This window comes from Myxococcus sp. CA056, from assembly GCF_013336715.1.
Classification (GTDB): domain Bacteria; phylum Myxococcota; class Myxococcia; order Myxococcales; family Myxococcaceae; genus Myxococcus; species Myxococcus llanfairpwllgwyngyllgogerychwyrndrobwllllantysiliogogogochensis.
In genome coordinates, this window is the sequence record NZ_JABUMT010000045.1 from 1 (window position 1) to 736 (window position 736).

General features: G+C 69.0%; 1 protein-coding gene. It reads left to right on the plus strand.

Annotated elements, in window-relative coordinates; all coding sequences use genetic code 11:
- Window positions 1-736, plus strand: a 736-nt coding sequence (locus HUA76_RS44765; RefSeq protein ID WP_217440987.1) for a phosphopantetheine-binding protein, incomplete at both ends; no start/stop codon positions are given.

Here is a 736-nt window from a genome sequence, read left to right on the forward strand (position 1 = left end):
CGCGGCTTCCGCATCGAGCTGGGTGAAATCGAGGCCGCGCTCCTCGCCGCTCCCGGCGTCTCCGATGCCGTCGTCGTCCTTCGCGAGGATGCTTCCGCTCCCCGCCTCGTCGCCTATCTCGTCGCCTCCGCCGAGTTCGACACCCAGGCCCTGCGCGCCTCCCTCTCCCAGCGCCTGCCTGAGTTCATGGTGCCCTCGGCCTTCGTGACGCTGCCGACGCTGCCCCTGTCTCCCAATGGCAAGGTCGACAGGCGGGCCCTGCCAGCTCCGGACCTGAAGCCTCGCGAAGCGGGAGACTTCCTCGAACCCCAGACTCCGTCACAGCAGGCGCTGGCCCGCATCTGGACCGAGCTGCTGGGAGTGCCGCGCATCGGCCTCCGCGACAACTTCTTCGAGCTGGGCGGCGACTCCATCCTCGCCATCCAGGTGGTCTCACGCGCGCGTCAGGCCGGCCTGCACCTGGCCGCAAACCAGCTCTTCCAACACCAGACACTGGAAGCGCTGGCGCGCGTGGCGAAGCAGCAGGGTGGGCCACAGGTCGATTCGGGCATGGTGCTCGGCACCTCCCTCCTGACGCCCATCCAGCTCGACTTCTTCGAGAAGGAACTCCTCGAACCGCACCACTTCGCCCAGGCCTTCATGCTCGCGTCGAGCGAGCCGGTGGACGTCCCGTGCCTGGAAGCGGCGCTGCGCGCGGTCGTCACCCACCACGACACGCTGCGGCTGCGCTTCACGC